This window comes from Agrobacterium sp. 10T429 (assembly GCF_056393925.1).
Window position 1 is genome coordinate 114,357 of record NZ_JBFTGV010000009.1, and the last position, 25,022, is coordinate 139,378.

The following is a 25,022-nucleotide window of genomic DNA, read 5'->3' on the forward strand; positions in this document are numbered from 1 at the left end:
TCGGATAGCCTCAATGCACGTCGAATTTCTTCATCTTGCGATGAAGCGTGGCGCGGCTGATGCCGAGCAGGGACGCGGCCTGCGTGACATTGCCATTGGTGCGCGACAGAACCCGGCGCAAAGCCGAACGTTCCGCCTCCTCAAGATCGGAACCGCCGTCGTGACGCTGTTCCTGCAAGACATCGGCGGCGGGCAGCCCCTGCGCAATGCGATGGTCATCGAGCTTCAGCGCAAGCCGCGCCGCGCGCGTCGCCCCAAGCACGAGATCGTCCTGATCGACGGCAAGCAACGAAAGTGCCGGACTGAAACCCGTAGGCACCACAACGATGCGCGCGCCGGGAAAGGCCCGGCGGAAGAGATTGCCCTCGATACGCTGCGCGGCATCCCGCACCGCCTGCGTGACGAAAGAAAACGTCATTTCGTTGATGTCGTCGCGGCACGTGGAAATATCGAGAGCGCCCGTCACCCGGCCGGTATGGTCGCGGATCGGGGCCGTGGTGCAGCAGAGTTCCGTGTTCGATGTGAAGAAGTGCTGGTCGCGATAGACCACCACCGAACGTTCGTCGGCAAGTGCCGTTCCAATACCGTTGGTCCCGACGCTCGCTTCGCTCCAGACGGCGCCGGACCAGAGACCGAGCGCCCGGAAATCACGATCGTCGCCGGCAGCACCCCGGCGCTCCAGCGCGACGCCCTGGGCGTCTGTCAAAAGCAGGCAGCAGCCGGATTTGCCGACACTGTGAAAAATGCGGTCGAGTTCATCGGTGCTTTCGGCAATCAGGCCCGCCGCACTTTCGCGTGCGCGGCGGAATTCGACGTCGGTGAGAAAGATCGGCTTGCGGTTTTCCTCCGGCGCAAGACGGTGCGTGACCATGCAACGGCGCCATGAGGCGATGATCGGAGAACTTGCGGCTGCGGAACGTTGGCGCGCTGTTTCATACACGCGGTCCGCATGGGCGATGTCTGTCGGCATTCGCTCCTCCCAAAGCTTTTCGGCAATGGTGCGCTGGAAGCGTTCACGTTTCAACTAAAAACTTTGCGACCTGCATCCGTCAGCGCAACCGCGGGCTGCGCCTGATATCATACCGCCTTGAAATAGCGTTGGCCGGTGGTGGTGACCTCCGGCTCGTCCTCCGTCGAAAGGAACGTGTCGTCAACGAGATTGGCGATGGAGGTCAAGGGACCGGGCCTGCCGAAGAAGAAGCCCTGCACCTGCAGGCAGCCTTCGCGGCGAAGGAACTCGATATGGGCCTTCGTCTCGACACCTTCCGCAAGCACCGGAATATTGAGGCTATGCGCCAGAATGAGCGTGGAGCGAACGATCGCCTCCGACTGCACATTGGTCGACAGGCCATCGATAAAGGCCCGGTCGATCTTGATCTTGTCGAAGGGAAAGCTCTGCAGGGTCGACAGGGAGGAATAGCCCGTGCCGTAATCGTCCATGGCGATCTTGACGCCGAGCGCCTTGAGTTTGCGGATCGTGATCAGCGCGTGTCGGTGGTCGGCGATGATGCTGCCTTCGGTGATTTCAAGCTCAAGCCTCTCAGGCGCAAGCGCCGTCTCCCGAAGAATCTTCTCGACCTTCTCGGGGAAATCATTGTCCGCAAGCTGCTGCGGGGCGACATTGACGGCGATGGAAAGCGATTTTTTCCAGAGAGCCGCCTGCGCGCAGGCTTCGCGCAGAACCCATTCGCCCAATTCGACGATAAAGCCGGTCTGCTCCGCGATCGGAATGAATTCGACAGGCGAGATCATACCGCGTTCCGGATGTTTCCAGCGCAACAGCGCCTCGAAACCGACGATGCTGCCGCTCTTGGTATCATTCTGCTGCTGGTAATAAAGCTCGAACTCGCTGTTGGCGAGACCGCTGCGCATGGCCACGGCAAGCGCGTTGCGTTCGCGTGCGGCTTCATCCATGGACTTGTCGTAAAAGCAGATCGTGTCGGAATTCCCGCCTTTTGCCCGATACATGGCGACATCGGCCTGCGCCATCAGCGTGTCGGCGTCGATGGCGCCGGTATTGCGCACCGATATGCCGACACTCGCGCCGACCGAAAACGTCTGCCCGTTCCATTCGACCGGCCTGCTGATCTGCTCGATCAGCCGCTGGGCGAATTCCGCACCATCGGCACGGGTGTAATAGGAATGGGTCATCGCCACGAATTCATCCCCGCCCATACGCGCCAGAAACTCCCCGGCTTTCAGAACGGAACTTGCGCGGTCGGCAATGGCGCGCAGCACGGCATCGCCCGCCGCATGGCCGTGAACGTCGTTGATTTCCTTGAAGCGGTTGAGATCGATGGACAAAAGCGCCGTGTGCGCGCCCATGGAGAGATGGCGCGTGCGGCGGTTGAGATGTTCGATAAATGCCGCGCGGTTCGGAATGCCCGTCAGCGGATCGTGCAGCGAAAGATGACGATAGCGGGCGACCGCCTGCTGGGTGGACTGGGCGTCGATGACATAGGTGGAAAGCCCGAGCGCCAGCAGGAGAAGCGTCACGGCGATGGCGCCCCCACCCATGATGGCGGGCGGCAGCAGACTTTCCGAAATGACGATGCGCGGATCGAACTCGAACAACATCGAGGCCATGCCGGTGTAATGCATGGAGGCGATGGCCAGGATGAGGAACGCAACCGAGCTATATTGGCAAAACCGGTTGACTGGGCGCGCGATGCGATTGACCGCGAGCGCGCCGAATACAGCCCCGAGGACCAGCGAAGCGATGACGTAGGTCTGGTTCCAGAAAATCATGCCCTGAATCTGATAGGCAGCCATGCCGGTATAATGCATGGCCGCAATACCGAGACCGACTGTCGCACCACCCGCTTCCACCAGGGCCGTGCGTCCGCCATAGGCGGAAATGGCAAAGCCGGTTGTCGTTGTGGCAATGGCGATAAGAAGCGAAAGCCCGGTCAGATAGGGATCGTAACCCACCTCCCCGGCAGCGACATAACCCAGCATCGCCACGAAATGGGTGGTCCATATCGCCGACCCACCATTGACACCAGCCAGAAACAGCCAGTTGACCTTTTGCCAACCCCTCGCCTGACGCGCCCTCGAGAAAAGACGCATCGTGACGAAGCTCCCCAGCATGCAGACGAGGACCGCTGCTGTGGTGTATCGGAAGTCATGATCGACGGTAAGGCACTGGAGAACTTTAAGCATTGTCATCTACGCAATTGGAATTCCAGGCAGCCTTATCACTTGCCAAGTTTGCAGCCGGTTTATATGAATGGATAAGCATATATTAAAAGTTGCAATGCACGAGTGAATTAGACAAGTCTAATAAAATCACAGCATAGCATCCGCGGAAAACGGCCGCTCTTGTCTTTGTCTTCCGTTTGTATTATAGCGCCCGCACCCGTGTAGACACCCTTGGAGGCAACGCGGGCGAGATGGCTTTTAGCCTCTCCAGTTCAGTGCCCGCGGGCATGAACTCTCCATATAACCTCGAAAGGAATTGCCATGAGCAAAGAATCGTATGAGCTCAAGGCCGAGGCGCGCGAACGAGTTGGTAAGGGGTCCTCTCGTGAACTTCGCCGCAACGGTTTGATTCCCGCTGTCATCTATGGTGACAAGCAGGCCCCCATTTCCATCGCTCTGTCGACCAACGAAGTAACCAAGCGTATCCACGCTGGCGGCTTCATGACGACTGTGGCGGTAATCGACGTCGACGGCAAGAAGATCAAGGTCCTGCCGAAGGACTACCAGCTTGATCCGGTCCGCGACTTCACCATGCACGTCGACTTCCTGCGCGTTTCGGGCAACACGCTCGTCAACGTTGAAGTTCCGGTTCACTTCGAAAACGAAGAAAAGTCGGAAATCAAGATCGGCGGCGTTCTGAACATCGTTCGCCACACGGTGGAATTCCACTGCCCGGCCAACGACATTCCGGAATTCATCACGGTTGATCTCTCCGGTCTGAAGATCGGCGACAGCGTTCACATTTCGAATGTGAAGCTGCCGAAGAACATCTCGCCTGTAATCGCCGACCGTGACTTCACGATCGCAACGATCGTTGCTCCGGCTGGCGGCGTTGCTGAAGAAGAAGAAGAAGCCGGCGAAGCTTCTGAATAATAATCTGCGGCCATAAGGCCAGATAGATTTGAGCTAAAAGGCCCGTTCCGTTTTTCGGAACGGGCCTTTTAGTTTTTATGAACTTTAAAAGCAAAAACCTCTCGCCGCGTGCAGGATGCCGGTCCCGTTTCAGCGTGAATTAACAATTCCATGAAACGATGCCCATTGCGTTATCGTGAAAACACCGGACGGGTTGAAGAAATACAGTGAGGATACAAGGCCGTTGCCGAAAACCTCAAGGATTGTCTCTCCGGACGGGGCGGAAACGGGGCGCAGTTATCTGGGGTAGAGGGTACTGCAATAGAACATGGCTCATTCCGTCGAAAGTCGCTTTATCGCGATTGTTTCCGGTGCACTTCTCACAGTGGTCGCCCCGCTTTTCACCCTTTTGCTGACCCTCTCCTATCACGAGGCTATCCGTAGCCAGCGCAATCACCTTGAGATTCTGCTGTCAACCAATGCGCAGGCGCTTGCCCGCCCGCTATGGGATCTCGACGACGACACCATAAATCAGATTACCGGCACCCTCGTCTCCGACCCCGTGATCCGCATGGTCGAGGTCAAGGATACCTCTGGCCAGCTGGACATCATCCAGACGGCCGGCAGCGACATCATTCAGGATGCAGCCTCCACGACCCGCGAAGTGACCTACAAAACCACAAACGGTGTCGTCACCGTCGGGCAACTGACAGTCTATTACGACGATATCGGTCTTCTGACCTCTCTCAGCCGCACCGAACTGGCCTTCATCACAATTTTCATTCTCGCCATTCTCACCACCGTTCTTGCGGCCATCGCCGGCAACCGCTTCATGGTCATCCGCCCGCTGATGCGGCTGGCGGCAGCGATAGAAGCGACACGCCGCGTCGGCTCCCGCCACCATGTCGACTGGCGCTCGAAGGACGAGATCGGCAGGCTGGCAAAAAGCTTCAACGAAATGCAGACCCAGCTTGAAAAGGAAGAGCTGGAAATCAAGCATGCCCATGAGCGGAAGACGGAAATCTACAATCGCACACCCGCCATGCTGTTCTCGCTTGACAGATACGACAGGATTGCCGCGGTCAGCGACTATTGGGTGCAGGCGACCGGTTATGATCGGGCCAGAATACTCGGCCTGAATTTCGCCGACCTCATCCACCCGGATGACCGGTCCCTTTTCCTGCAGCGCAAGGCGGCACAACATTCGCCCGACGCCGCACATGCGGGTATCACGGTGCGTTTTCATTGCATGGATGGCAGCGTTATGGACGCCCTCATCCTTGAAAAAGCCCTTGATTCCGGCAACGCACATCAGGGCACATATCTCTGCGTCATGACTGACGTGACGGAGTTGCGCCAGTCGGAAAAGCGCAACCGCCAGCAGGCTATTTCCGACCATTTGACCGGCCTCTTCAATCGCCAGGGTTTCGAGGCCATTCTCGACGTGCAGATCCGTGACGCAGACAGGAACGGCAGCGAACTGGCATGCCTTTTCATAGACCTCGACCGGTTCAAGGCCATCAACGACAATCTCGGCCATGCGGCAGGCGATGCGGTTCTGCGGGAATTCACGCTGAAAATCGAACCACTGCTGACACCGCTGGACAGCGCGTCGCGTCTGGGCGGCGACGAATTCGCCATCCTGCTTGCCGGCGACAAGGTGGAGGAGCGCGCCCAGCTGTTCTGCGAGCGGATTTGCACCATGCTGGACACGCCCTTCGAGATCGAAGGCAACAGCATCCGTCTCAGCGCCAGCATCGGCATGGCGATCTACCCGCTGCATGCCGCAAGCGCGTCCGAACTTTTGCAGAATGCCGACATGGCCATGTATACCCGCAAGAGAACGGGCAAGAACGGCTCGCAGATCTTCGACAGCTCGATCATGGACCGGGCGCGCGAACATGCGGAATTGGAACGGGATATCGCGCAGGCGCTTTCCGACAATTGGTTCGAGGCTTATTTCCAGCCGATTCAAGATCTTGCAACCGGCCAGACGGCGGGTTTCGAGGCACTGTTGCGTCTCAACCATCCGGAAAAGGGATTGCTTTCTCCCGCCACGATCATAAGCCTTGCGGAAGAAAACGGTACCATCCATCGCATCGGCAATGTCATCCTCGACCAGTCAATCGCCAATCTGGCCAGACTGTCGCACCTGCCCGGCATGGAGCAATCCTATGTGGCGGTAAATTTTTCGCCGCTGCAGTTCGAACCGGGATTGCCGACCCGTATCGCCGGCGTCCTTCACCGCTACGGCATTCTTCCCAAGCGGCTGATTATCGAGATAACCGAGGCGGTCATCATGAAGGACGATCCGCAAATCCGGGCGATCCTCAATGCCATTCACCAGCTGGGCTGCCGCATCGCGCTGGACGATTTCGGCACCGGTTATTCGTCGCTAAGCTATCTCAGCCGCTTTCCGGTCGACATCGTCAAGATCGATCAGTCCTTCACGCGCTCGATCTGCGACGACACGGTGGAGATAAGGCAGCGCAGCCGCATGCTGGTCGAGGGTATCGCCGCAATCTCACACAAGATGAATTGCTCCGTCATCGCCGAAGGCGTCGAGACGGAAGAGCAGAAGGAGCTTCTGACAGTGATAGGTGCGGATTACGGACAGGGCTATTATTTTGCGCGACCGCAGCCCATCGAACGGCTGATCGCTGCATTGAATGCGGATAACGGCGCAGACCGCGCCGCGGCGCGACAGGCGTAAACGGGTGGGAGCAACCATGGGATTGATCCGCTTTTGTCTGATCTTTCTTGCTCTTGCCGGCCCGGCCAGCGCAGCCAAGCTTTTCCTGACCACCGAGGTTTACCCACCTTATAATCTGCAAAACGACGACGGCAGCGTGGCGGGCGTTTATATCGACCAGCTCAGGATCGTACTTGAGGATACCGGCACCGATTACGAGGTTGCCGTCATGCCCTGGGCGCGGGCAATCGCATTGGCCACAACGAAGGCCATGCATTGCGTCTTTGCCACGGCGAGAACGCCCGAACGGGAAAAGCTTTTCAAATGGGTCTCACCGATCCATAGCGACCGCAACATCCTCGTGGCGCGCCAGAATGCGGATATCAACGTCTCCAGTCTGGAAGACGCGAGAAAATACCGGGTCGGCACCCAGCGTGGCGACTACACCGAGGTCCTTCTTGGCAACCTCGGTTTCGAGCATGTGGATGTCGGTGCTGATTTCCAGATCACGCTTCACAAGCTGAACGCAGGCCGCATCGACCTGATGCCCATGTCGGAAAGCACTTTCAAAAGCCAACCCCCAGGCAAGTTCAGGGAAGTGATAACGCTGGCGCGGCAACAGCTGGGTCTTGCCTGCAACAAAAGCGTTCCAGACGAGGTCATTGCAAAATTGCAGGCGCGGCTGGACAGGCTAATCGCCGATGGAACGCAACAGAGCATATTCGACCGCTACAAACTCGTCAGCCCTTGAGCGCCCGCTCGCGACATCAAAAAATCCATAAAAAGATTGACAGCCGGAACATTTCGGGGTGGTGACAACAGCATCGTCAGGCAAAAAAGCGGACATGCCCCATGAAGATCATCGCAGGCCTTGGTAACCCCGGCGCCCAATATGCGGGAAACCGTCACAACATCGGCTTCATGGCCGTGGATGCGCTGCAGCGCCTGCCTTCCTTCTCGCCCTGGGCGCGGAAATTCAAGGCGGAGATTTCCGAAGGCGAAATAGGCGGTGAGAAAGTTCTGCTGATGAAGCCCCTCACCTACATGAACCTGTCGGGTGAATCCGTCGGCGAGGCCATGCGTTTCTTCAAGCTTGCACCGGCAGACATTATCGTCATCCATGATGAACTCGATTTGCTTGCAGGCCGCGCGCGCATCAAGACCGGCGGCGGCCATGGCGGCCATAATGGCCTGAAATCGATCGACGCCCATTGCGGCAAGGAATACCGCCGCCTGCGCCTCGGCATCGGCCATCCCGGCGACAAGGAGCGGGTGCATGGCCACGTTCTCGGTGATTTCGCCAAGACCGACCGGGTCTGGCTCGATCCGCTGCTGGACGCCATTGCCGACAATGCCGCCATGCTGGTGAAATCAGAGGATTCGCAGCTGATGAACAAGCTGGCGCTTGCCACCGGCAGCAAGCCGGAAACGGAAAAACCGGCCAAGGCGGCCAAGCCCGCCGCGCAATCCCACATCCATCAGGCGCGCAACAACGCCCAACCGAAAAAACTGCCGGAAACCGGGCCGATGGCGGAGATGCTGAAGCGGATGTTCGGCAAGAAGGATTGAGCGCAGATGTATTCAGAGACCATGAGCCTTCGCGAAGCTGGCCGGGACGATCTGCCGAAACTGCTCGAACTTTACCAGGCGCTGAACTCTTCCGACCCGCAACTGACGGCGCAAGAGGCAAGCACGGTTTTCGCCGCCATGCTCGGCCAACCCGGCCTCACCGTGTTCTTTGCCATGGAAGACCAGGAACCCGTTGCAACCGCCACGCTTCTCGTCATCCCGAACCTGACGCGCGCTGCCCGTCCTTATGCCTTCATCGAAAATGTGGTGACGCTGGAAAGCCGTCGCGGCCGGCGATATGGCCGCGCAGTCGTGCGCCACGCCATCGAGACCGCCTTTGCCGCAAATTGCTACAAGGTGATGCTGCTGACCGGCCGGCAGCGTCCTGAGGTACATGCCTTCTACGAAAGCTGCGGTTTCATTCAGAACAAGACGGGTTTTCAGATCCGGCGGGATTGAGCATAAAGCCGTCACTCCTCCGGCTCGGTGGTGAACATCAGCGGAAACCCGGCCTCCTTGCCAAGATCGTTCGCCTCCTTGGTCTTGGTCTCGGCAATGTCGCGCTCGCAGACAACGACGACCGCGCTCCCGAAGCGATGCGCCGTCATCATCACCCGGTGGCCGGTGTCCTCGCCCATGTGGAAGACGACCTTCAATACCAGGGTGACGAAGTCGCGCGGCGTATAGTCGTCATTCAGCAGAATGACCTTGTAGAGCTTAGGCCGCTCCAGCTTCGGTTTGACTTTCGGTTTCGGTTTGAGATCAACAGGACTGTCACTCATCATTGTCGCCCGTGATTGTCACTCAATTGTAGCCCATGGGGAAAATCCCCGTTGATGACGAAAGATCGGTTGCTCGACCGGCGCATATTGCGCCGCAACCGCAGCATCGACAACCCCGGCCCCGCACTCGCGCAAAATTCCGCGCCATTCGCGGGGCTTTGCCCGCCCAAATCGGCCCCCGGGCTTGACCTTGCCCTGCCCTTTCCGCAAAAGGCTCCTCAACGAATTCTTTCAAACGGACAGGTTTCAAGCCATGGGCTTCAAATGCGGTATCGTCGGGCTGCCGAATGTCGGCAAGTCCACCCTCTTCAACGCGCTGACGAAAACGGCGGCCGCGCAGGCCGCCAACTATCCCTTCTGCACCATCGAGCCCAACACCGGCGAAGTTGCCGTGCCGGACCCCCGCATGCAGCAGCTCGCGGCCATTGCCGGATCGAAGGAAATCATTCCGACCCGCATTTCCTTCGTGGACATTGCCGGCCTGGTGCGCGGCGCATCGAAGGGTGAAGGTCTCGGCAACAAGTTCCTCGCCAATATCCGCGAAGTCGATGCCGTCGTGCATGTGCTGCGCTGCTTCGAGGACGACGACATCACCCATGTGGAAGGCCGCATCAATCCGGTTGGTGATGCCGACACGATCGAGACGGAACTGATGCTCGCCGACCTCGAAAGCTTGGAGCGGCGCGTGGAGCAGACGCGCAAGCGCGCCACCAGCAAGGACAAGGAATCCTTGGCCCAACTGCCGGTGATGGAAGCCGTAATTGCCCTGCTCAACGACGGAAAACCGGCACGTCTGCTTTTGAAGACACTGGCGGACGAGGAAATCGAAATCCTCAAGGGCCTCAATCTCCTGACGTCGCACCCGGTGCTTTATGTCTGCAACGTCTCTGAAGCCGACGCATCCACCGGCAACGAGCACACCGCGGCTGTCGCGGAGATGGCAAAGCAACAGGGCGCCGAATGCGTGATCATCTCGGCGGCGATCGAGGCCGAAGTCGCGCAGCTTCCGGCCGATGAAGCCGAAGAATTCCTCTCGGCCCTCGGGCTCACCGAAGCCGGTCTCGACCGGTTGATCCGCGCCGGCTATCACCTGCTCGACCTCATCACCTATTTCACCGTCGGCCCGAAGGAAACGCGCGCCTGGACGATCGTGCGCGGCACCAAAGCGCCCGCTGCCGCCGGCGTCATCCATACCGATTTCGAACGCGGCTTCATCCGCGCCTTTACCATCGCCTATGACGACTACATCGCCTACAAGGGCGAAGTTGGTGCCAAGGAAGCCGGCAAGGGACGCGACGAAGGCAAGGAATATGTCGTCCAGGACGGCGACGTCATCCACTTCCGCTTTAATACCTGATCTGGTCTTAAGCGCGGCGGCGGTCACATCGCGTCTTTTGACGCGCTGACCGAAGTGACACAGACCTGTGGCTTGTTTCTTCTCCCGGCGGGGGAAGATAGCCCGGAGGATCGGATGAGGAGGCAACGCTGGCGAATCTCACGACCCTTGCCCCTCATTCCGCTATCGCGGCCTTCTCCTCCACTGGGAGAAGGCAGCATGACGCACTCGCTCTCTCAACAGCATCTCCCTATGCCGCAAACGCACTCTCGATTTGACCTTTACGTAAAGGGAAAAATCATTTTAGATGCCGGTGACATCGACTAGGCAAGGGAGGAAGCCATGGCGCCGGTCGCGACATATGCCTATGAGGATTTTTCCGTTGGACGGGAATTTCCCCTGGGACCGCAATCGATTTCTGCAGCACAAATCATCGAATTCGCCAGCGAGTTCGATCCTCAGCCCATGCATCTGTCCGAAGAGGCTGGCCGCCAGAGCATTCTCGGCGGGCTGGCGGCATCCGGCTGGCACACCTGCGCCCTGCTGATGCGAATGATGGCGGAGAGCTATATCAGCGATTCGACATCGCAAGGCAGCCCCGGCATCGATTATGTCGACTGGAAAAAGCCGGTTCTGGCTGGCGATACGCTTTCGGGAAAATCCATTGTTCTGGAACAGCGCACCTCCAGCTCACGCCCCGGCATCGGCCTCGTGAAGTTTCGCCATGAGCTTTATAACCAGCGCGGCGTTCTGGTATCGCACGGCGAAAACACCGTGATGTTCCTGATGCGTGCGGACGGAGGCCTTGCGGCATGAGACTGGCAGAACTTTCCCCGATCGGCGAACGCGTCACCCTCGACACATTGCATTTTTCCGCCGAAGACATTGTCCGTTTCGCCCGCGATTTCGATCCGCAGCCCTTTCATCTCGATGCCGAAGCGGCGAAAAACAGCGTCTTCGGCGCGCTCTGCGCTTCCGGTTGGCACACCGGCGCTGGCTGGATGAAATGTTTCCTTTCCCATTGGGGCAAGGAAGTGAAGAGGCTGAAACAACTTGGCCTTGAACCGCCGAAACTTGGCCCCTCCCCCGGCTTTCGTGAACTCAAATGGAAAAAGCCGGTTTTCGCCGGAGACGACGTGACCTATTTCGTCACATTGCTCGATGCCCGACCGCTGGAATCAAGAGCCGGGGTTTGGCTGAACACCACCTTCAACGAGGGCGTGAACCAGTCCGGAGAAACCGTGATGACCTTCCAGAGCGGGGTTCTGGAGTTCGAATAGCGGCTGGCCGAGATAGCCCGCGCGCGATACCCTCGGAATCGGCGTCGCGGCGGGAAGGCAAGAATGAACGATATCCTACAGGGTTATGCTGAAGCGGCAACGCCGGACCTGATTGCCAGGTTCGATGGACTGGATTGCCGGGAAATCTACGCACCGGTCATCGATCTGTTGCCGGTCACACCGGCCCGCGTCGCGGATATTGGCAGCGGCACCGGTCGCGATGCCGCCTGGTTTGCCGAATGCGGCCATGATGTTCTGGCGATAGAGCCGGTCAAGGAACTGCGTGAACCCGGAAAGAGATTGCACCTCTCGCACAAGATAACCTGGCTTGACGACTGTTTGCCCGATCTGATGAAAGCGCGCCGCCACGGCCCGTTCGATCTGGTTACGCTGTGCGGCGTCTGGCACCATATCGATGACGAGGCACGGCAAACCGCCATGGAAAGCCTCTCGGAGATGACGGCAGAGGGCGGATTGCTGATCATGTCCCTGCGTCACGGCCCCGCACCCGAAGGCCGCCGTGCTTTTTCCATTTCACCAGCGGAAACGACGGGCAATGCAGCCCGTCTGGGGTTCACGTTGATACGACAGGTAGAAGTTGCTTCCATTCAGGCGGGTAATCGCGCCATGGGCGTCCACTGGACATGGATCGCACTACGAAAGACCGGAAAAAACGCCGGCCTGTCGCAACATTCCTAGCCGGAAACCGGCCTCAATGCCCCGAAAACTCCACCAGTGTCCGCACTTCGACACCGAGGTTTTCCAGCTTCCTGCGGCCGCCGAGATCGGGCAGATCGATGACGAAGCAGGCCGAAACGATTTCCGCGCCCATCTGCCGCAAGAGCTTGACCGCGCCTTCGGCTGTGCCGCCGGTCGCGATCAGGTCGTCGACCAGAATCACCTTTTCGCCCGGCTGCACGGCATCCACATGCATTTCCATTTCGTCGACACCATATTCAAGGCTGTAGGCCACGCGCACGGTGGTGTGCGGCAGCTTGCCTTTCTTGCGGATGGGCACGAAACCGGCGGAAAGCTGGTGCGCCACCGCTCCGCCCAGAATGAAGCCACGCGCTTCCATGCCAGCGATCTTGTCGATCTTCGTCCCCGCATAGGGCTGCACAAGCTCGTCCACGGCACGGCGGAAAGCGCGCGGATTGCCAAGCAGAGTCGTGATGTCCCTGAAGATGATGCCCGGCTTCGGATAGTCGGGAATGGAGCGGATGGCAGCGGAAAGCTCCGAAGCGATAACGGTCATGGTATTTCCAGTTAGATTGGGAAATGGATCAGAAGGTTCGGGCCACCCTATCAACTTGGTGGCTGCGGACCAACTAAAAAGGACCGTCGCTCATTCCTGCCCCGACATTCCCTCGATCCGCGCCCAGACCGGGCATACATCCGCGAAGGAATGCGACAGAGGCCGTAGCGCCTCGTCATTTCTGTCGTCAAAAGAGCCGGAAACGAGGGCGACAGTCGGTGCATCGTCGATGGCGCCAAGCGTGCTGCCGCAGACTGCGCAAAACGCACGGCTGGAATAATCGGAAGACCGGAAAACCATGGGCGCACCGCGCTCTCCCGTCCAGACCACTGCATCGCTCGCAAACTCCACCCAGGCAAGGCTGGAAGCGCCGGAGTGCCGCTGGCAGATATCGCAGGAGCAGCTGTGCGGATTGCCGGGTTCACCCGTGGCCTCGAAACGGACGGAACCGCACAGGCAGCCACCGCTCCGGACTTTCGCCATTTCTCATCCTCCTTCGACACATGAAAAGGCCCCCAGGGCAAGACCATGGGGGCCAATGATTGCAGGCATTTGAAGCCGGTCAATGTTCCTTGTTGGCGTAGACCGATTTCTTGGTGAGATAGATCAGCGCCGTGAAGATGAACAGGAACACCATGACCATGAAGCCGGTGCGCTTGCGTGCTTCCAGATGCGGTTCTGCGGCCCACATCAGGAAAGCGGACACGTCCTTGGAATATTGATCCACCGTCTGCGGCGCACCGTCGTCGTAAGTCACCTGATCGGCGCTGATCGGCGGCGCCATCTTCAGCGCCACGGCACTGGCGAAATACGGGTTGAAATGCGTGCCTTCCGACACTTCAACGCCGGCGGGCGCGTCCTGGTATCCGGTCAGCAGCGCATGGATGTAGTCCGGGCCGCCTTCCTGATAACCGCCGATGATCGGAATCATGTCGATGACGAACTGCGGAAAGCCACGCTCCACGCCGCGCGCCTTGGCAAGCAGCGACATGTCCGGTGGTGCAGCTCCGCCATTGGCAGCAGCAGCCGCTTCGTGGTTCGGGAATGGCGAGGGGAAATGGTCGGAAGGCACAGCCTTGCGATTATACATTTCGCCGTCGGCGTTCGGCCCGTCCTGCACTTCATATTCCGCAGCAAAGGCCTTCACCTGCTCTTCCGAATAACCGAGATCGCCCAGCGTGCGGAAGGAAACGAGGCTCATCGAATGGCAGGCAGAGCAGACTTCCTTGTAGACCTTCAGGCCGCGCTGCAGCTGGCCCTTGTCGTATTTGCCGAAAGGTCCGGCAAAAGACCAGCTCTGCTCCTCGGGCTTGATGACCGGGAAGTGACCGCCGGCGATCGCATGCTCGGTCTTGGTGGCGAGATCGTGGCTCTCCTCCGCCGCAAAAGCGGCGGCGGAACAGCCGATGGCAGCGATAAGCGCGATGCTCGTTACAAGCTTCTTCATTGTCGTCATCCTTCCTTCGCGCTCAGACTTGGGCGGCCGCTGGCGCGGCAGTCTTCTTGGCGGCGTTCTTTTCCAGAACGGCCTCGGTAATCGAATTCGGAATACGCCGCGGCGTTTCGACCAGACCGAGGATCGGCATGATGACGAGAAAGAAACCGAAGTAATAAAGCGTGCCGATCTGCGACATGATGACATAAAGGCCTTCCGCCGGACGCGAACCCAGCCAGCCGAGCAGGATGGCGTTGACCACGAACAGCCAGAAGAACAGCTTGTACCAGGGACGATAGACGGCGGAGCGAACCTTCGAGGTATCGAGCCAGGGCAGGAAGAACAGCACGATGATTGCGCCGAACATGACGAGAACGCCACCGAGCTTGGAATCGATCGGCCCGATATTGAAGGTGATGGCGCGCAGCATCGCGTAGAACGGCAGATAATACCATTCGGGCACGATATGCGCCGGTGTCTTCAACGGATCCGCCATGATGTAGTTATCAGGGTGGCCGAGGAAGTTCGGCATGTAGAAGACGAACCACGCATAAGCGATGAGGAACACCGAAACGCCGAGTGCATCCTTCAACGTCGCATAGGGCGTGAAGGGTACCGTATCGGTCTTGCTCTTCACTTCCACACCGGTCGGATTGGTCTGGCCGGTCACATGCAGCGCCCAGATATGCAGGATGACGACACCCGCGATCATGAAGGGCAGCAGGTAGTGGAGCGCGAAGAAGCGGTTGAGCGTCGGATTGTCCACCGCAAAGCCGCCGAGCAGGAACTGCTGAATCCATTCACCTATGCCCGGGAAAGCCGAGAAGAAGCCGGTGATAACAGTTRCACCCCAGAAGGACATCTGGCCCCACGGCAGCACGTAGCCCATGAAGCCCGTCGCCATCATCAGTAGGTAGATCACGCAGCCGAGAATCCAGAGGATTTCGCGTGGCGCCTTGTAGGAGCCGTAATAAAGTCCACGGGCGATGTGCAGGTAAACCGCGATGAAGAAGAACGACGCACCGTTGGCGTGCATGTAGCGCAACAGCCAGCCGTGGTTGACGTCGCGCATGATCTTTTCAACGGAATTGAAGGCAACCGTCGTTTCAGCGGCATAATGCATGGCAAGCACGACGCCGGTGAGGATCTGCACGATCAGCATGACAGCCAGCATAGCGCCGAATGTGTAGGCGTAGTTCAGATTACGCGGGACAGGATAGGCAACGAAGCTGTCATAGATCATGCGCGGCAAGGGAAGCCGCGAATCGATCCACCTCTCGATGCCGGTGGACGGCTGATAACTGGAATGACCACTCATAAATATCTGTCCCCTTATCCGATCTTGATCACGGTATCGGATGTGAATGCAAATGTCGGGATGGCGAGGTTCTGCGGCGCCGGACCCTTACGTATGCGGCCCGCCGTATCGTAATGCGAGCCATGGCAGGGACAGAACCAACCGCCGAAATCGCCGGCCTGGCCGAGCGGAACGCAACCGAGATGGGTGCAGGAACCGATCATGACGATCCAGTTTTCTTTGCCCTGACCGGCGGAACGGTCAATGTCCGTCGCCTGCGCGTCGGGGGCAATGTTGGCGTTGCGCGCCACCGGATCCTTGAGATCGGCAAGAGCGACCGCATTGGCTTCGCCGATTTCCTTTTCCGTGCGGTTACGGATGAAAATCGGCTTGCCGCGCCACTTCACGGTCAGCGACATGCCCGGCTCGACCGCCGCGACGTTCACCTCGATGGAGGCAAGCGCCAGCGTCGATGCGTCTGGACGCATCTGGTCGATAAAAGGCCATGCCACTGCGGCGGCACCAACGGCGCCCGTCATTCCGGTTACTAGATAAAGAAAATCGCGACGGGTCGGTTCACCCGAGGCGTCGTGATTGGTTACGTGCTCGCTCACCGCTACACCATCCTCTGCGCTGTTTTTGCCGTAAATCGCATGAGTCCTCCCGCTATGATTTGATCCAAGACAATCTCCGTCCCACCGTCTCGGTCATCCTCGCGGCGTTTGAGAAACCGCGTCATTCTGTTTGATCGCAAAATATTGACTGACTTGGCAAGAGCAAAGCACACAAAGCTGCCGTAATTCTGCCAGAAGGGGCGGATTTGTTTCTCATTTTTTCCTAAGCCCCGGCAAGCGGGCAACATTGTGCCCACCCTTGCGGCATGTTACGAGACATCAAGGGAGAGCTTGGAAAGCAGGGATTCGGATGACGGCGAAGCTCTCGTGCATGGTCTCCACGGTCGTGGCTGCCGTACTTTTCATCGCCAGCCTGCGTTATGTGACGGATTTCTGGCTTTTAGCCTTCGTCACCAGTTTCCAGCTTCACATCGCCTTCGTATGTATCCTGCTGTCATGCCTGGTATTTTGGCTGACGCGTGACGCGATTTCCGCTTTCCTCATCATCTGGTCGCTTGCACTCGCCATCCACGCCGTCGCCATGCTCATGGAATTCTCAACAAGCGCCAATGCGGCACCTGGCGCCAGACCCTTCCGGCTGTTGTCCTTCAACGTATTGATGGATAACGCCGCCAATGCGGATGCGATTGCCGACAGGATTCTCGAATCAGACGCGGATGCTGTCTATCTGTTCGAGGCGGCTGCGCTGGAATCGGTTCTGCCGCGTCTGCAGCAAACCTACCCCCACAGGCTTGGCTGCTATGCGGGAACACCGACCTGTGATCTTTTGATCCTGTCGAAGCGACCGCTGCTGGAGGGCCGTTTCCATAGCCTCAGCGATCTGCGCCGCGACCGTTTCGCCATCGCCAGCATCGATTTCGACGGCACGAAGCTGACGCTCGCCGCAGGTCACATCACCAAACCCTATTTCGACGACTATCACCGGGACGAGCTGGACGAAGTCAGCGAAATTCTCTTTCGCGTTACCGGGCCGCTCATTCTGGCCGGAGATTTCAATTCGGCCAGCATCGCTCCCGACATGCGCGACTTCCTCGCCGCCAACGACCTGAAGAAAGCGCCATGGGAACCCGCCACATGGCCGACGAAGGCAGGTCGCTTCGGCATCGCCATCGACCATATCTTCGCCCGCGAACCGGCCACGCTCTTGAACACCACCCGTCTGCCCGACAGCCTCGGTTCCAATCATTTCGGCCTGATGGCGGATTTCATGATCGGGAAATAGCTGCCAAAAGACCCTATTGGACCGCCTCGTCCACAGCAAGGAAGCCGCCCGACTGTCGCGCCCAGAGTTCCGAATAAAGTCTGCCCTGCGAGACGAGATCTGAATGGCTGCCCTGCTCGACGATACGGCCCTGATCCATGACGATCAGCCGGTCGAGAGCAGCAATTGTTGAAAGACGGTGGGCAATGGCCAGCACTGTCTTGCCCTGCATCAACTCATCCAGATTGCTCTGGATCGCCGCTTCTACTTCCGAATCAAGCGCAGACGTCGCCTCGTCGAGGACGAGGATCGGCGCATCCTTCAGCATCACGCGGGCAATGGCGATGCGCTGGCGCTGGCCGCCGGACAATTTCACGCCGCGTTCGCCGACATGCGCTTCGAAACCCGTGCGGCCGCGCTGGTCTTCAAGCCGTGCAATGAACTCATCCGCCTTGGCCCGGCGCGTCGCCTCCAGCAATTGCGCTTCGGTGGCATCCGTGCGCCCGAACATGATGTTGTCTCTGATAGAACGGTGCAGCAGCGACGTATCCTGCGTGACCATGCCGATATGGGCGCGCAGTGATTCCTGGGTGACCTTGGCGATATCCTGCCCGTCAATGAGGATGCGGCCTTTCTCAACATCGTAAAACCGCAGCAGCAGATTGACGAGGGTGGATTTGCCCGCGCCGGAGCGTCCGACGATGCCGACCTTCTCCCCCGCCTTGATATCGAGATTGAGATTGTCGATGACCCCGTTCGCCCGCCCATAATGGAAGCTGACCTTTTCGAAGCGGATACTTGGACTTTTCACGTCCAGCACTGTCGCATCCGGCGCGTCCACGAGACCGATCGGCTGCGAAATCAGCTCTGCCGCATTCTGCACCGTGCCGAAATTGCGCATGATGCCGTTGAACTGCGTCATCAATCGCCCGAGCAGGAAGTTGAGGCGCAGAACCAGTGCCAGCGTGAAGGCGACAGCGCCGGAACTGATCTTGCCGGACAGCCAAAGGTCGATACACAGCGCCGCCATCGACGTGATCATCACACCCGACAGCAGCGCCATGGAGGCGCGCACACCGGTGATGAACCGCGTGAACGTCATCGTGGCGTTCTGGAAGATATCGAAGCCCTGCCGCATGTAGCGGTCATTGGCATCGTCGCGCCCGAACAGCCTGAGCGTCTGGATATTGCTGTACGCATCCACCATCCGGCCGGAAAGCATGGAGGCTGCCTCCGCCGTTTCTTTCGAATGGGAGCGGATACGCGGCACGAAATAACGCGCCAGCAGCGAGAAGATCAGCACCCAGACGAGGACGACGACGGCAAGCCGCCAGTCCAGTCCGCCGATCAGCAGCAGCATCGAGACGGAGTAGATGCCGACGAACCAGACGCTTTCCATAAGCGAGGTGACAAGATCGCCTGCCGCCTGCCCGCCCGACCAGACCTTGGTGACGATGCGGCCGGAAAAATCATTCTGGAAAAAGGTCAGCGATTGCCGCGCCACATGCATATAGGATTGCCAGCGCACCAAATTGTAAAAGCCGGGCGTGATGATCTGTTGGTCCACCAGCGCGGTTACCATGGTGACGATAAAACGCACGATGCCGATCAACACCAGCATGCCGACGAGTTCGCCGCCATGGGCTGCCAGCAGTCCAGCCCAGCCCTCTTCCGGCTTGACGGTCGAGAGAATGTCGACCAGCCGCCCGACGAACCAGAAAAGCGCAGCCTCAATGGCAGCCGTCAACCCGCCCAGCACCAGCATGGCAAGAAACGGCGCCTTGGCCTGCGAGATATAGAACCAGATGAAACCGGACGTCTTTTCCGGCGGCCGCAAATCGTCCTTTCGGGCGAAGGGCTTTATCCAGTTCTCGAAAAACTCGAAGATGCGGGTAATGACCATGATCCGGATATAGGCGGATTCCCGGAGCGGGAACAGCCGCAGAGCGTTCGGGAAGAGATTATATTTCGGTAACGTTCGGGAAATGAAAAAGGGCGAAGAATGTTCCACCGGGCTCTGGATAGATCCACCTGGATTTTGCGCACTCGCAGCATCCTCACTCCGTCACCAAGGACTAGATCCGGGGTAAAGCGCGATTCAAGTCTTTGATCGCGGATACTCCTTTCACGGCGCAGACGCGCCGTGGCTGGAAACCGGCTCAAGGCCGGCATGACGGAGGAGAGGTTTAACTCGCCTACATAGATAAACGCGAACCGCAAACGAAAGGGCGGGAAACCATGCTTCCCGCCCTTCGAGCTCTCCTTACTCGGCAGCCACTTCCGCCTCGTGGTCGGCGATGAAGCCGCCGGACTGTCGCCGCCATAGATCGGCATAGATACCGCCCATCGCCGCCAGTTCCGCATGGCTGCCCGATTCCACGATCTGACCCTTGTCGAGGATGATGAGCCGGTCCATTTCGGTCAGCGTCGACAGGCGGTGCGCGATCGCGATCACCGTCTTGCCTTCCATCAGCGAGAACAGATTTTCCTGAATCGCCGCCTCGACTTCCGAGTCGAGCGCCGAGGTCGCCTCATCAAGTACCAGGATCGGCGCGTTCTTGAGGAACACGCGGGCAATGGCGATACGCTGACGCTGGCCACCGGACAGCTTTACACCGCGTTCGCCCACCTGGGCATCGAGACCCTGGCGGCCATGCATATCGACAAGCGTTTCCACGAAGTCCCAGGCATTCGCCCGCTTTGCCGCCGCGATCACCTGCTCGTCGGTGGCCTCGGGATGGCCATAGGCGATGTTGTCGCGGATCGAACGGTGCAGCAGCGAAGTATCCTGCGTCACCACACCAATCAACTCGCGCAGGCTGTCCTGCGACACCTTGGAGATGTCCTGCCCGTCGATGGTGATCTTGCCCGCTTCCAGATCGTAGAAACGCAGGAGCAGGTTCATCAGCGTCGTCTTGCCCGCACCGGAACGCCCGACCAAACCGACCTTCTCGCCCGACTTGATATCCAGCGTCAGCCCGTCAATCACGCCCTTGTTCTTGCCGTAGTGGAAGCGGACGTTATCATAACGGATCGCGCCCTGCGGTGCCGCAAGCTGCGGCGCCTTCGGAGCATCGACGATATCGTGCGGCTTCGTCATCATCGACATGCCGTCATAGACGGTGCCGATGTTTTCGAACAGCGAGGTGACTTCCCACATGATCCATTGCGACATGCCGTTGACGCGCATGGCAAGGCTTATGGCAATGGCAACCGAGCCGGCCGTGACCGAACCCTGCATCCAGAAATAAAGACCGAGCGAGGCCGTGGAAAACAGCACAACCGCATTGTTGAGGTCGATCAGGATGTTGAAGCCGGAAATCTTGCGCATCTGGCGGTGAACGGTTCCGAGAAACACGTTCATGCCCTCACGCGCATATCTTTCCTCGCGGCCCGCATGCGAAAACAGCTTGATCGTCGAGATGTTTGTATAGCTGTCGACGATACGCCCCGTCATCATCGAGCGCGCATCGGCCTGCTCCTGTGCGAGCCGGCCGAGCTTCGGCACGAAATAGGTGAGGATACCCATATAGATGCCGAGCCATACCAGCAGCGGAATGACCAGCCGCCAGTCTGCGGCCGCAACCATGAACAGCATCGAGACGACGAAGCTGATAGCGTAGACGAACACGTCGATCACCTTCAGCGCCACTTCGCGGATCGCCAGCGCCGTCTGCATCACCTTGGTCGAAACCCGGCCTGCAAATTCGTTGGCGAAAAAGTTCATGGAGTGGCGCAGCAGGAAACGATGCATCTTCCAGCGCGCGATCATGCCGAAATTGCCGGCAAGCGTCTGGTGCATCGTCATGGTGTGGATCGCGCCCATCAGTGGCAGCAGGAAGAGCACCAGCCCAGCCATGACCATCAGATGCCAGCCCTCATCGGCAAAAAACGTCTCGCGATTGGCCGTGGAAAGCCAGTCAACGATGCTGCCGAGGAATTTGTAGAGCATGGCCTCAGCAACGGCGATGCCCATGGACATCAGGCCAAGCAGCAGGAGCCACGGCCATGCGGGCTGCACATAATGCCACACGAACGGCAAAAGCTTCTTCGGCGGCACAGACGGCGCCGAAGAGGGAAAAGGATCAAGGCGTTTTTCAAACCAGCCAAACATAGGCCAAGCTCCGGCAAGCAATCGCCCCATCGTGAAACGTGAGCAAACGCAAATATGGCTCACGACGGAACAGAAAAGTATTGGATATGGCCGCAACAGCCACATGACGAATCAAACTATGGGAAACGCGGTCGAACCGCGGGGGTAACACCTAGGCCAGCAGCAGCACTACTGGGGCCGGGAGGCGAATACGAATGTCATTTTGCATCAGAACCTCCCTAGCTGGTGTTGAAGATGTCGCCTTGTAGCGCAAAAATTAATCGTTGACCAGCCGCAAAGATGCCGAAAGCGTCAGAAAAGCTCTCGATTGCGACCAATTCTGCCGAACGGGCGGAGAAGACCCGGCAAAGGTCTCCGCCCGTTGTAAGGCCTGGATGCACAGCTTACTCGGCGGCGTCCTGCGCCTGCCCGAGCGTCTTGATCTGCGCCAGAGTATCGGCCAGCGTGGCCGAGGTGTCGGAATAAAGATCATCGTCCTGCACCTGCGGATTGCCCACATGCAGGTCGGTCAAATGGACGAAATTCGCCCGTTCGGACATGATATCTTCCTGTTTTTGCTGCGCGGAATCCGGATCGAAACAACGCCGATCCGACGCAACCGGATGTGCCGGATCGGCCTGAAGACACGTTGGTTAATGGGTAGCCCGACTCTTTGTCACGCGAATGAATACGGCACTCTTCGAAACGGTCTTCTCGGGCTGCATCTGTCACAAACCCGCCGCCCGTGATAAGCGGTCCGGCATTCCAAATGCGGTGAGAAGACCATGAGCGATATCAGACCCGAAATCAGGATTGCCCTCTACCAGCCGGATATTCCCGGAAATACCGGCACGATCCTGCGGCTGGCGGCCTGTCTCGGCCTCGGCGTCGATATCATCGAGCCGGCCGGTTTCGATATTTCCGACCGAAACCTGAAAAGGGCAGGCATGGATTATATCGCAGCGGCGGCGCTGACGCGCCACGTCAGCTGGGACCGGTTCGAGGAGTGGCGCTCAACCACCGGCCGCCGCCTCGTTCTCGCCTCCACCAAGGCCGCCCTGCCCTATACGAAAATCGCCTATCGCCACGACGATATCCTGCTTTTCGGCCGTGAAAGTGCTGGTGTGCCTGACCACGTGCATGAGAAGGCGCAGGAGCGAATCATCATCCCGATGGTCGAGGGGCAGCGCTCCATCAACGTCGCAATGTCCGCCGCGATGATCACCGGCGAGGCTTTGCGCCAGACCGCATGGTCTTAAGCGCCTTTTTTAGCGCCATTTTTTCGTGCAAATACAAAAATTGACCGTTTTTGCTTCAAAACTGTCGCAACCCGGCCTGTACCGAAGGCGTTCAGGCTCCTATACTTATTAGCCGGACAACAAAAATCGCCCTCGCCGCAGCCATCCGCCGGCGGGTGTGAGGAGACGTCGCATGCAATCCACCATTGTCATCGTCAACCTTCTCGGCGCAGTCGCGCTGCTGCTCTTTGGTCTTGCCCAGGTCAAGGATGGGGTTACCCGTGCCTTCGGCATGAAATTGCGAAGTGTATTGGCGACGGGCACCCAGAGCGGCCCGCGCTCCTTCTTTTCCGGCTTTTTCGCCACCGTCGCGCTGCAAAGCTCGACGGCAACCGCGCTTACCGTCGCCTCCTTCGCAGAACGCGATCTCATAAAGCCGCGCATGGCGCAGGTCGTGCTGCTCGGCGCCAATGTCGGCACCGCCGTCACCGCCTGGATTGTCGCGGCCGGTGTGGAGTGGCTGTCGCCGCTGCTGATCCTCTCCGGTATCGTGCTCAAAAAGGGTAGCTCAAACGCCCGACAAGGTGGCGGAACCGCGGTCATCGGCATCGGCCTGATGCTTCTGTCATTGCATCTGTTGAGCGGCGCGACCGAACCGATGCGTGCCTCGCCAGCCCTTGGCGTCTTCATCGGTCTGCTTGATGGCGCGTGGCCCGTCGCGTTGATCTTCTCCGCCGTGCTGGCCTTCGTCTCCTCCTCCAGCCTCGCTGTCGTGGTGCTTATCCTGTCGCTTGCTGCTACCGGCACGCTGTCCGCCGGTCTCATCATCGTTCTCATTCTCGGCGCCAATCTCGGCGGCGCCATTCCGCCGGTCATCGCCACGCTCTCCGGCCCGGCCTCGGCGCGGCGCATCACCATCGGCAACCTTGTGGTGCGCACCATCGGCTGCCTCATCGCCATGCCACTCGCATCCTATGGCGCAACGCTTTTGCAGCAATTGCCGCTTTCGCCCGCCAAATTGCCTGTTGATGCGCATCTCATCTTCAATGTCATTCTGGCAGCGGTTGCCTGGCCGTTCTCAGCCCTCATATCCGACCTGATGGCAAAGCTGGTGCCGGGCGATCCGAAAACCGAAGATGGCCCGAATTTCCTCGATCAGCAGGCGCTGGATACGCCTGTTGTGGCGCTCGCCAATGCCACGCGTGAGGTCTTGAGCGTCGGCGATGCTATCGAGCGCATGCTGATCCGCGCCGAAAACGCCTTCAAGCATAATGATCTGGCACCCCTTCAGGAAGTGTCACTGCTCGAAAAGAAGGTCGATCGCCGTCAGCAGGAGGTGAAGGTCTATCTTTCCCAACTGGGGCGCAAAGGGCTTGCAGACGACGAAGCGCGCCGTTCGATCGCCATCATCGATTACGCGATCAATCTCGAACATATCGGCGACATCATCGAAAAAGGCATTTGCGAGCAGATCCGCAAGAAGGTCCTGAACAGCTTCAAATTTTCCGACGACGGTTATGAGGAGCTGAAAACGCTGTTCGACATGACAATCGAAAATCTGCGGGCCGCCCAGAGCATTCTGGTGACCGGCGATTTCGATCTCGCCCGCCGGCTGATGGAAAGCAAGGTGGATATACGCCGCCTCGAAAAACAGTCGTCCAACCGCCATCTCGAGCGGCTGCGCGATGGGCTGACGGAAAGCATGCAGACGAGTTCACTGCATCTCGACATGCTGCGCGACCTGAAGCGCATAAACGCCCATATCGTCTCTGTTGCCCATCCCATTCTGGATGAAAGCGGCGTTTTGATCGAAAGCCGCCTGCGTTACGCCGAACCGCGTGCTTAAAGCTTAGTCTGCCGAAGGAAGCCGCCGCATCGTGAATTCGATGCGGTCGCCTTCCAGCTGTCGCCAGCTTTCCACTTCGGTCCAATAGGCGGCCTTCGGAAAGCTGTCGAACCACTCGCGCGCCTTGGCACGGGCTTCTTCACGGTCGAGACAAAAGGTCTGCCGCACGAACATGCCGTTGCGCATCGGATCGCCGCCGTCACTTTCACGCGCCTTGCGGTGATTGGCGATCCTGCGCTTCAGCCCGTCCAGGGGCGGCGGTCCGGCAAATTTCGTCATGATATTCACCTCTGGCACCTACATCGCTAAA

At 58.8% G+C, this 25,022-nt stretch carries 24 protein-coding genes; 12 read left to right on the top strand and 12 right to left on the bottom strand.

Going from position 1 to position 25,022, the window contains the following annotated elements; genetic code table 11:
* Positions 1-10: 10 nt before the first annotated feature.
* Positions 11-970 (bottom strand): helix-turn-helix domain-containing protein, encoded by a 960-nt coding sequence (locus AC1DCP_RS19550; RefSeq protein WP_013636592.1) that lies wholly within the window; start codon positions 968-970, stop codon positions 11-13.
* Positions 971-1,077: 107 nt separating this feature from the next.
* On the bottom strand, positions 1,078-3,162 hold the full coding sequence (locus AC1DCP_RS19555; RefSeq protein WP_026330768.1) for a putative bifunctional diguanylate cyclase/phosphodiesterase: 2,085 nt from the start codon (positions 3,160-3,162) through the stop codon (positions 1,078-1,080).
* Between the two features lie 300 nt (positions 3,163-3,462).
* Here AC1DCP_RS19555 and AC1DCP_RS19560 point away from each other — a divergent pair, with 300 nt between their 5' ends.
* The 5 genes from AC1DCP_RS19560 to AC1DCP_RS19580 all read left to right on the top strand — a co-directional run bounded on the left by AC1DCP_RS19560 (position 3,463) and on the right by AC1DCP_RS19580 (position 8,773).
* Positions 3,463-4,074: a 50S ribosomal protein L25/general stress protein Ctc gene (locus AC1DCP_RS19560; protein WP_013636594.1), complete on the top strand. Its 612-nt coding sequence runs from the start codon at positions 3,463-3,465 to the stop codon at positions 4,072-4,074.
* Between the two features lie 307 nt (positions 4,075-4,381).
* The gene (locus AC1DCP_RS19565) at positions 4,382-6,766 is read left to right on the top strand and encodes a bifunctional diguanylate cyclase/phosphodiesterase (protein WP_019565213.1); all 2,385 of its coding nucleotides are present in this window, start codon (positions 4,382-4,384) and stop codon (positions 6,764-6,766) included.
* A gap of 16 nt (positions 6,767-6,782) precedes the next feature.
* Positions 6,783-7,496, top strand: coding sequence for a substrate-binding periplasmic protein (locus AC1DCP_RS19570; protein ID WP_013636596.1), 714 nt, complete (start codon positions 6,783-6,785; stop codon positions 7,494-7,496).
* A gap of 101 nt (positions 7,497-7,597) precedes the next feature.
* Entirely contained in the window at positions 7,598-8,314 is a 717-nt protein-coding gene (gene pth, locus AC1DCP_RS19575; protein ID WP_003513491.1) for an aminoacyl-tRNA hydrolase, read from the top strand.
* 6 nt (positions 8,315-8,320) lie between these two features.
* A complete protein-coding gene (locus tag AC1DCP_RS19580; protein WP_476774573.1) occupies positions 8,321-8,773 on the top strand; it encodes a GNAT family N-acetyltransferase in 453 nt (150 codons plus the stop codon).
* A gap of 11 nt (positions 8,774-8,784) precedes the next feature.
* Here AC1DCP_RS19580 and clpS read toward each other — a convergent pair whose 3' ends face one another.
* Positions 8,785-9,096 carry an ATP-dependent Clp protease adapter ClpS gene (gene clpS, locus AC1DCP_RS19585; protein ID WP_065687147.1) on the bottom strand — a complete coding sequence of 104 codons (312 nt, stop codon included), beginning with the start codon at positions 9,094-9,096 and terminating at the stop codon, positions 8,785-8,787.
* Positions 9,097-9,349: 253 nt separating this feature from the next.
* Between clpS and ychF the strand changes: the two genes are divergently transcribed.
* From ychF to AC1DCP_RS19605, 4 genes are all read left to right on the top strand, one after another.
* Positions 9,350-10,453, top strand: a complete 1,104-nt coding sequence (ychF, locus tag AC1DCP_RS19590) for a redox-regulated ATPase YchF (protein ID WP_003513497.1) — start codon at positions 9,350-9,352, stop codon at positions 10,451-10,453.
* A gap of 321 nt (positions 10,454-10,774) precedes the next feature.
* Positions 10,775-11,248, top strand: a complete 474-nt coding sequence (locus AC1DCP_RS19595; RefSeq protein ID WP_003513500.1) for a MaoC family dehydratase — start codon at positions 10,775-10,777, stop codon at positions 11,246-11,248.
* Entirely contained in the window at positions 11,245-11,712 is a 468-nt protein-coding gene (locus tag AC1DCP_RS19600; protein ID WP_003513502.1) for a MaoC family dehydratase, read from the top strand. Before AC1DCP_RS19595 ends, AC1DCP_RS19600 begins: the two co-directional genes overlap by 4 nt.
* A gap of 63 nt (positions 11,713-11,775) precedes the next feature.
* On the top strand, positions 11,776-12,411 hold the full coding sequence (locus AC1DCP_RS19605) for a class I SAM-dependent methyltransferase (RefSeq protein WP_065687145.1): 636 nt from the start codon (positions 11,776-11,778) through the stop codon (positions 12,409-12,411).
* A 13-nt stretch (positions 12,412-12,424) separates the two neighbouring features.
* Here AC1DCP_RS19605 and AC1DCP_RS19610 read toward each other — a convergent pair whose 3' ends face one another.
* From AC1DCP_RS19610 to petA, 5 genes are all read right to left on the bottom strand, one after another.
* Positions 12,425-12,967, bottom strand: a complete 543-nt coding sequence (locus AC1DCP_RS19610; RefSeq protein WP_003513506.1) for an adenine phosphoribosyltransferase — start codon at positions 12,965-12,967, stop codon at positions 12,425-12,427.
* Positions 12,968-13,057: 90 nt separating this feature from the next.
* Entirely contained in the window at positions 13,058-13,450 is a 393-nt protein-coding gene (locus AC1DCP_RS19615; RefSeq protein ID WP_003513508.1) for a GFA family protein, read from the bottom strand.
* 79 nt (positions 13,451-13,529) lie between these two features.
* On the bottom strand, positions 13,530-14,414 hold the full coding sequence (locus tag AC1DCP_RS19620) for a cytochrome c1 (protein WP_003513510.1): 885 nt from the start codon (positions 14,412-14,414) through the stop codon (positions 13,530-13,532).
* 22 nt (positions 14,415-14,436) lie between these two features.
* Complete coding sequence (locus AC1DCP_RS19625; RefSeq protein WP_476774574.1) at positions 14,437-15,720, bottom strand: cytochrome b; 1,284 nt, start codon at positions 15,718-15,720, stop codon at positions 14,437-14,439.
* Between the two features lie 14 nt (positions 15,721-15,734).
* Complete coding sequence (petA, locus tag AC1DCP_RS19630; protein ID WP_003513514.1) at positions 15,735-16,313, bottom strand: ubiquinol-cytochrome c reductase iron-sulfur subunit; 579 nt, start codon at positions 16,311-16,313, stop codon at positions 15,735-15,737.
* A gap of 310 nt (positions 16,314-16,623) precedes the next feature.
* On the opposite strand from petA, the gene AC1DCP_RS19635 reads away from it, so the two are divergent.
* The gene (locus AC1DCP_RS19635) at positions 16,624-17,556 is read left to right on the top strand and encodes an endonuclease/exonuclease/phosphatase family protein (RefSeq protein WP_065687144.1); all 933 of its coding nucleotides are present in this window, start codon (positions 16,624-16,626) and stop codon (positions 17,554-17,556) included.
* Positions 17,557-17,569: 13 nt separating this feature from the next.
* On the opposite strand, the gene AC1DCP_RS19640 is transcribed toward AC1DCP_RS19635, so the two are convergent.
* The 3 genes from AC1DCP_RS19640 to AC1DCP_RS19650 all read right to left on the bottom strand — a co-directional run bounded on the left by AC1DCP_RS19640 (position 17,570) and on the right by AC1DCP_RS19650 (position 22,188).
* Positions 17,570-19,546, bottom strand: a complete 1,977-nt coding sequence (locus AC1DCP_RS19640) for an ABC transporter ATP-binding protein (protein ID WP_161986889.1) — start codon at positions 19,544-19,546, stop codon at positions 17,570-17,572.
* 252 nt (positions 19,547-19,798) lie between these two features.
* Positions 19,799-21,649 (bottom strand): ABC transporter ATP-binding protein, encoded by a 1,851-nt coding sequence (locus AC1DCP_RS19645; RefSeq protein WP_003513520.1) that lies wholly within the window; start codon positions 21,647-21,649, stop codon positions 19,799-19,801.
* A gap of 383 nt (positions 21,650-22,032) precedes the next feature.
* Positions 22,033-22,188, bottom strand: coding sequence for a hypothetical protein (locus AC1DCP_RS19650; protein WP_193559214.1), 156 nt, complete (start codon positions 22,186-22,188; stop codon positions 22,033-22,035).
* A 225-nt stretch (positions 22,189-22,413) separates the two neighbouring features.
* On the opposite strand from AC1DCP_RS19650, the gene AC1DCP_RS19655 reads away from it, so the two are divergent.
* Both AC1DCP_RS19655 and AC1DCP_RS19660 read left to right on the top strand, forming a co-directional pair.
* Complete coding sequence (locus AC1DCP_RS19655) at positions 22,414-22,887, top strand: tRNA (cytidine(34)-2'-O)-methyltransferase (protein WP_065687143.1); 474 nt, start codon at positions 22,414-22,416, stop codon at positions 22,885-22,887.
* A gap of 172 nt (positions 22,888-23,059) precedes the next feature.
* On the top strand, positions 23,060-24,712 hold the full coding sequence (locus AC1DCP_RS19660) for a Na/Pi cotransporter family protein (RefSeq protein WP_019565202.1): 1,653 nt from the start codon (positions 23,060-23,062) through the stop codon (positions 24,710-24,712).
* 3 nt (positions 24,713-24,715) lie between these two features.
* Here AC1DCP_RS19660 and AC1DCP_RS19665 read toward each other — a convergent pair whose 3' ends face one another.
* Entirely contained in the window at positions 24,716-24,991 is a 276-nt protein-coding gene (locus AC1DCP_RS19665; protein ID WP_013636608.1) for a hypothetical protein, read from the bottom strand.
* Between the last annotated feature and the right edge of the window lie 31 nt (positions 24,992-25,022).